This is a genomic window from Alkalihalobacterium chitinilyticum (assembly GCF_029028005.1).
Taxonomy (GTDB): domain Bacteria; phylum Bacillota; class Bacilli; order Bacillales; family Bacillaceae_F; genus Alkalihalobacterium; species Alkalihalobacterium chitinilyticum.
Genome location: NZ_JAOTPO010000009.1, coordinates 198993 through 206139, shown reverse-complemented (window position 1 = coordinate 206139; position 7147 = coordinate 198993). Strand labels below are relative to the sequence as shown.

Sequence of the window (7147 nt, the reverse complement as noted above, 5' to 3'; positions counted from 1 at the left end):
TCACCCTCTCAGGTCGGCTACGCATCGTCGCCTTGGTGAGCCGTTACCTCACCAACTAGCTAATGCGCCGCGGGCCCATCCTGTAGTGTTAGTATCCCAACTTTTACAATGACACCATGTGGTGTCACTGATTATCCGGTATTAGCTCCGGTTTCCCGAAGTTATCCCAGTCTACAGGGCAGGTTGCCCACGTGTTACTCACCCGTCCGCCGCTAACCTCATAAGAGCAAGCTCTTATGAGGTCCGCTCGACTTGCATGTATTAGGCACGCCGCCAGCGTTCGTCCTGAGCCAGGATCAAACTCTCCATAAAAGTGTTTGATATAGCTCACTTGTCACCGTAGTGACTACTTCATATATAATGAAGTTGATTGACGAGATATCATGTATCTCATTTATTTCGCTTGGCTTTTTGTTCAGTTTTCAAAGAACTTTTCCGTCGTGTTAACGACTGGATACTTATCTTATCACGCTTATTCCTTTTCATCAATGAACAATTATTGGTAAAAAGTTTTGTTTTTTTCAAAGCGATAAGTTCAACTATATCAATAAACTTTGACAAAAGCAACATTTAATTTAAATTTCCAAAACCAATCATTAACCTTTTTGGCTTTGATTTGTTAGTCACTCACAAAAGCGACAAGAAATAATATATCAAATAAAATAATGAATTACAACCATTTATCATTATGAAATGATTGGTAATCATTAGCCGCTTTTTCAGCCGTTTGCTGTTTGGACATATCATGCGGGAGATAGTTTTTGCTTAGTGACGTTGTTTATGCGTAACTATTTCGATTTATAATGTGCAACACTCATCACAACCTCCATATAAAAAAGGTGCGAATGAACGTAATTCATCAGCGCACCCAATTAAATAGAGTAACTACCTTTTTAAGAGTCCTTTTCAACTAATTCATTTCTAGTAATTATCTGCTTAGTAGAGTCTTGCTCCCCTGAAATATAGGTTCTCATCCTCCAGATTGAAATCAACATAAACACTGCCCCAAAACCTCCAAGAATGAATAAATTATTTAATATATCTGTCCAGCTAAGTTCTCGGACTAGTATATCTTGATATGCTGTCAATGCCCATGCATGAGGAGTAATAAAAGCAATTTGTTGCATCAAGTCTGGCATGACGAATAATGGGACCATCGTTCCACCGAGTGCTGCCATCGTCAAAATGACCATCACAGACCAACCTGTAATTTGCGATTCAGTCTGAACGAGAGAGGCGATTAGCATCCCTAAAGATGAACTAACCCACACTAACGCTAAACTAATAAGAAGTAACGCGAATAGCGAACTTCCTAGGGACATCCCAAAAACGAAATGACCGAAACTGAAAAGGATCGCAACTTGAGTAAGGCCGATCAAGTAAAACGGAACCCATTTACCTATCAGTAAATTCCAACCAGAAACAGGAGCTAATAAAATCCTTTGCAACGTTCCTGATCTTTTCTCATTTAAGAATGACCTGCCAGCAAAAGTGACTATAAAAAATGCAAACATAACGGTATAACCAGGTACATTTTGTTGAAAAGGATCCGGTTGGGATGATCGTCGTTGGGCACCTGTCAAGGAATGAACCGTTACATTGGGGTTATTTAAGGCTTCTTGTGCTTCTATCTTCAATTCGTCCTTCATCGCATCTAGTATTAGGGAATCTCTTTCAATATCACCGGCTATTGTTGAACTTTCAATCGTTTCAAGAGAAAACAAACCCACACTCACGCTGTTTAACAGTTGCTCATACTGTTGTTCGTATTTTTCCTCCATTTTTGCTAACTCATCATTCAATTTTTCATTAACAACTTCCACTTGGTTGTCGACCATACGATTAATGGTGTATTGCATCGAAAAGGACTGAGTAACACCTTCAATCGCTTTCTCTAGTACAGAAGTTGAACTTCGTTGAGCTGCATCTTGATAAGTCGTAATGGCAATAGGCTCTTGCTGGCTCAATGCTTGACTGAATTGACTAGGGATAATGATTGAAAGTGGATATTTTCCATCTAACACAAGAGACTGTGCCTGTTCTTCTGTTAATTTTTGACCCTCAAATTTAGAAACGACAGTAAGTCCATCTACCTTATTCAATGTTTCTTCAAAACGAAAAGAGGCTTCACTCGAGTCATCGTTTACCACAAGCACTTCAACATCTTTCCCACCTAGATTATACATAGGCATTAACGCAAAGCTCATAATACTAATAAACATGATTGGAAGTAAAAATAAAACAACGACAGCCCCGCGATCTTGCAGTAGAATTTTTAAATCTTTTCTCGTAATTACCCAAAACGACATAGCTCGCTCCTCCAATTATTCTCTCAGTGCTTTTCCAGTTAATCGTAAAAATACGGTTTCCAAATTAGGTGGCATAATCATTAAATCATCAATAACGATGCTGTTCGCCTGAAGTCCATTCATTAAAGTTCCGATCGCTTCTTGAATATTCGTCGTTACAACTACCATTACTTTTAATTCACTGGTTTCAACCTCTTTCACAAACGGCAGTGTGCTTATGTAATGGACAGCTGGCTCTAATTGATCTCGAGAACGTAATTGAAATTCAACAATTCCGGCAGAAACAGTATCGATTAAATCAGCTACTTTATCTAGCATTAATAGTTTTCCATGATCAATAATCGCTACTCTATCACAAAGCGATGTCGCTTCCTCCATATAATGCGTCGTATAAATGACCGTTTTTCCTTCTTTTTTAAGCATTTCAATGAGCTCATATATTTTAATTCGGGATTGCGGGTCTATTCCAACGGTAGGTTCATCCATTAAAACGACTTTAGGATCATGCAAGAGTGCTGCAGCGATATTTATTCTTCTCTTCATTCCACCTGAATACTGAGAGATAGGTTCGCTCGCACGGTCACTAAGACCAGTTAAATCTAAAAGCGAATGGACTCGTTTTTTTAATTCTTTACGTTTTATTCCATATAAGGATCCAAAAAAGAATAAGTTATCAAAACCGCTGAGTTCACTATACAAAGCAATATCTTGTGGAACAACACCGACAAATGACTTTACCTTTTTCATATTTTTTGTTAAGTCCACCTGATCAAACCACACAACTCCGCTCGTAGGTTGGAGTTGTGCACTAAGCATTAGTAAAGTTGTCGTTTTCCCCGCCCCGTTCGGTCCAAGGATTCCAAATACTTCTCCTTCTTTTATACTCAAACTAATCCCGCTAACTGCCTTTCGCTGGGCATACTCCTTTTCAACGTTTTCTAATTCAATGATGTTCATAGGTACTCCTTTTTTACTTTTTTGATATTTTTTCCATATTTAAATGCAGTCATACAGATACGAGTGGAAATAGCACAAAAATTAACGACAACACCTTTCTCCTGTATAATGGTCATAAAATACATCATAGGAGAGAGGAAAATGACATTTATTGATTTTCGTAGCGATACAGTAACCAAACCAACAGAAGAAATGCGACAAGCGATGTTGACAGCAGAAGTCGGTGATGACGTCTATGGTGAAGACCCTACCATTAATCGCCTAGAAGCATTAGCCGCTAAAATACTAGGGAAAGAAGCCGCATTATTCGTTACTAGCGGTACACAAGGAAACCAAGTCGCCGTTTTAACGCATTGCCGTCCAGGTGATGAGGTGATTTTAGAGGCTGAATCTCATATCTTTTTATATGAAGGTGGTGCTTCTTCCGCCCTTGCTGGTGTACAAACGAGACCAATTCAAGGTCTGCGGGGAGCACTGGACCCGTTAGATGTAAAAAAAGCGATTAGAGGAGAAGATATTCACTATCCTTACTCAGGTCTAATCTGTTTGGAAAACACACATAACAAAGCAGGTGGTAAAGTCGTACCTGTTCAAACGATGAAAGAAATTTATGAGATTGCTAGAGAAAAAGACGTACCGGTCCATCTTGATGGTGCCAGACTGTTTAATGCCGCGGTAGCATTAGGTGTACCCGTTTCCGAGTTAACACAGCATGTCGATACCGTTCAAGTATGCTTATCGAAAGGGTTATCAGCACCGGTTGGTTCCATCTTAGCAGGTAGTCAATCATTTATTAATGAAGCAAGAAAATGGAGAAAACGTCTCGGCGGCGGTTTACGCCAAGCAGGTGTAATTGCAGCTCCAGGTATTATTGCATTAGAAAAAATGATTGACCGTCTAGCAGAAGACCATGCAAATGCTCAGCTGTTAGCAGAAGGGTTATCTACCATTCCTCAACTTCAAGTAAGGGTAGAAGAAGTAGAAACGAATATCATTCTTTGTAATATTAAAGAAACAGGCTTATCCAACGACCAATTTTTAAGTAAACTAAAAGACGCAGGCATTCTAGCTGTGCCTTTCGATGATGGAATTATCCGTTTTGTCACTCATCGTGAAGTAACAAATGACATGGTTCAAACTGCAGTGGAGACGATCAGCGGAATTTTATAATCCTTTAGGTCGTGTAAGGCATCGGACAATAAAATTCACACATTCACCTAACTACATGTAAAATCTACAAAAAAACAACCCTCTTACCAACAAAATAGTCGGCACGAGGGTTGTTTTTGCTATAGTTAGTTTTAAAGTTGCTCTTCGCAAGCTATTATTAAAATCCTTTACTAATATTAACTTGATTACGAAGGGAATTGCCTGCTTCAATGTTCCGTAACGTATCAACAAAGCAATCGACACCTTCATCAGGTGTTGTCACTGCTGAAATATGTGGTGTGATCGTTACACTTGGATGGCCCCATAATGGATGTTCTTGCGGGAGTGGTTCTACAGTAAAAACATCAAGTACAGCAAATTTCACATGCTTTCGGTCAAGCGCTTCAAGCAATGCTTCTTCATCGACTGATGCGCCCCTGCCAACATTAATAAACCCTGCGTTAGATAAGGAATGAAAAATTTGACGATCAAACAGCTTCTCTGTTTTCTCAGTTAACGGTAAGGTATTAATAACATAGTTAACTTCACCTAAACGCTTTTCATGGGAACCAACAGGCAGAACCTCTTTAAAATAGGCTTTATTTTTTCCGCTTAGTGAAACACCATAAACCTCTATCCCGAATGTTGATAAGACTTCAGCAGTTTTTTGACCAATTTCTCCTGTTCCAAATATCATCACTTTTTGTTCACTCAGTAACCGAGGCGTAATCGGTTCCCACGTCTTGTTTGTTTGCAACTGTTGAAACGAATCGTGGAATTGTACATCTTTTAAAATATAGCTTAAACAATATTCCGCAATTCGTTGACCGAATGAACAAACCGTCCGTGTTAATAGAACATCTTCAGGCCACTTTTTCTTAAATAAAAATCGATCCACACCTGCACCAAGTGAATGAACCCACCGAACTTGACTATAGTCATAATCCTTTTTTGTATTAAATGCAACAAATGCATCGGCCCACTCTAAATCACTTGTGGTCACTTTTTCTTCAGGTAAGAAACGAAAGTTATACGCTAAGTTTCTATTGTTTATAATTGTTTTAATCTCATTATGCATCGGACTTACAACAACAATATTATTGATGTTCACTAGCCTCACCCCAACTACAATAGTTTCTCCTATACTATTACAACATATATTGAAAAAAACGCATAGGAATAGATAGCATTTTTGTAATTGCTGCTTTAAAAAATGAAACATGCTCTGCTTCAACGTGTGAACTTCGATCATAAGAACCATTAGAACCTACTAATAAACTCTGCTCAGTCAGTACGGTTTCAACTTCGTCCTGTAAAGCTGAAGCAAACTCAACACTATCAATCACGACCATAGATTCTGTGCTAAGGAATGTACTTCGCGGATCGAAATTAAACGAACCCACTACACTGATCCGGCTGTCAAATAAAAATGATTTCATATGCAACTGTCTAGTGGAGCTCTGAAATTCGTATAAATCAACAGTCGAATAGGTCGCAATATCTTCTCGCGATTTCATATAACCGGAGTAAGCGATCATATTTGAGGTTGCAGCTAAAGAATTTGTTAACATGAGGATTTCATCTGCAGTAACAACATCTTCATTCAAATGTTTCATCATATCGTGATTAGGGATAATATACGGACTTTGTATTAAGATTGACTTTTCCGCATGTTCCATTAAGCTTGTTAACTCATACCATACCCATGGCTCTTTATTCATCCGGCTAATTGGGTTATGAATGAATGTAATTTTATTGGTAGGAAAGGATTGTTCGAGCCAATTCATGTCCTTTTGAATAAATTCTGGATAAGTGCTATAAAAAGTCTCTGGAAAATGTCGTAGTAGATTTAACTTTTCTTTAGCCGCCACTTCTTGTCTTTTTGATAATTGGGTTAATGGGACTTTAGAAAATTCATGATCCCAAACATCATCAAAGTAGTCCTTCATTTGAGAAGTAACACTTTCATGAAATAAGTTTTGATTCGTATTAATGATCACCACATCTCGATCATTTGATGCTCCTTCATAACCCTCTGGTGCAAAGTATTTATCGCCTATATTCCGACCACCAATCATTGCATACTTTTTATCGATAATGATTAATTTATCATGGAGCCGATTATTCCAAGTCCAAGGCCGAGAAAGATCAAGTGGTTCATAAAATTTAAGCTGGATGTTAGGATGATCCGTAAATACATACAGAATGTCTTTCATCGACCCTCTTAAATTATGAAACACCCCATCTAGTAAAACACGAACTTGAACTCCACGGTCTGCTGCACTAATAATACTTGAAAAAAACACTTCACTCGCTTTCCCTTCATGTAATACATGATAAGAAATATCAAGGCTATGATTTGCACTTTCGATGAGGTTGACACGAGCAAGACCAGCATCAAAAGGATCCTCCACTAACGCAACCCTGTCTTGTGAATGCTCATCTCCATAAAAACGATCAACGTTCAGGTTATTCATATAGTTACTTTCGTGCGGTTGGTGAAACCTAAAAGCCAATACCCCAGAAATAAACGCATATAACCCATAGATCACGATTAGTATAACAGCTACTATGACAGCCGTTTTAAACCCTCTCCTCTTTATAGAAATCACCTCTTTTCATTGCCTTTCATTTCATTCAACAATCCCAAAATGATATTAATTTTCAAAAACCTATTTCATGTACCTATTATATGAACCTATTTTTTAATCTAATTACGTCCCTACAGACAG

At 38.3% G+C, this 7147-nt stretch carries 5 protein-coding genes and 1 rRNA gene; 1 reads left to right on the top strand and 5 read right to left on the bottom strand.

The annotated features are described in order from the left end of the window. From N7Z68_RS14360 to N7Z68_RS14350, 3 genes are all read right to left on the bottom strand, one after another. Positions 1-312 (bottom strand): 16S ribosomal RNA (locus N7Z68_RS14360); the annotation flags it as partial. 581 nt (positions 313-893) lie between these two features. Further along, complete coding sequence (locus tag N7Z68_RS14355) at positions 894-2309, bottom strand: ABC transporter permease (RefSeq protein WP_275119173.1); 1416 nt, start codon at positions 2307-2309, stop codon at positions 894-896. A gap of 15 nt (positions 2310-2324) precedes the next feature. After that, entirely contained in the window at positions 2325-3266 is a 942-nt protein-coding gene (locus N7Z68_RS14350; RefSeq protein ID WP_275119172.1) for an ABC transporter ATP-binding protein, read from the bottom strand. 141 nt (positions 3267-3407) lie between these two features. Between N7Z68_RS14350 and ltaE the strand changes: the two genes are divergently transcribed. Then, entirely contained in the window at positions 3408-4436 is a 1029-nt protein-coding gene (ltaE, locus tag N7Z68_RS14345) for a low-specificity L-threonine aldolase (protein ID WP_275119171.1), read from the top strand. 157 nt (positions 4437-4593) lie between these two features. Here the strand turns inward: ltaE and N7Z68_RS14340 are convergent, their stop codons facing one another. Both N7Z68_RS14340 and N7Z68_RS14335 read right to left on the bottom strand, forming a co-directional pair. Then, on the bottom strand, positions 4594-5526 hold the full coding sequence (locus N7Z68_RS14340; RefSeq protein ID WP_275119170.1) for a D-2-hydroxyacid dehydrogenase: 933 nt from the start codon (positions 5524-5526) through the stop codon (positions 4594-4596). 37 nt (positions 5527-5563) lie between these two features. Beyond that, positions 5564-6892 carry a phospholipase D-like domain-containing protein gene (locus N7Z68_RS14335; protein WP_275119169.1) on the bottom strand — a complete coding sequence of 443 codons (1329 nt, stop codon included), beginning with the start codon at positions 6890-6892 and terminating at the stop codon, positions 5564-5566. Between the last annotated feature and the right edge of the window lie 255 nt (positions 6893-7147).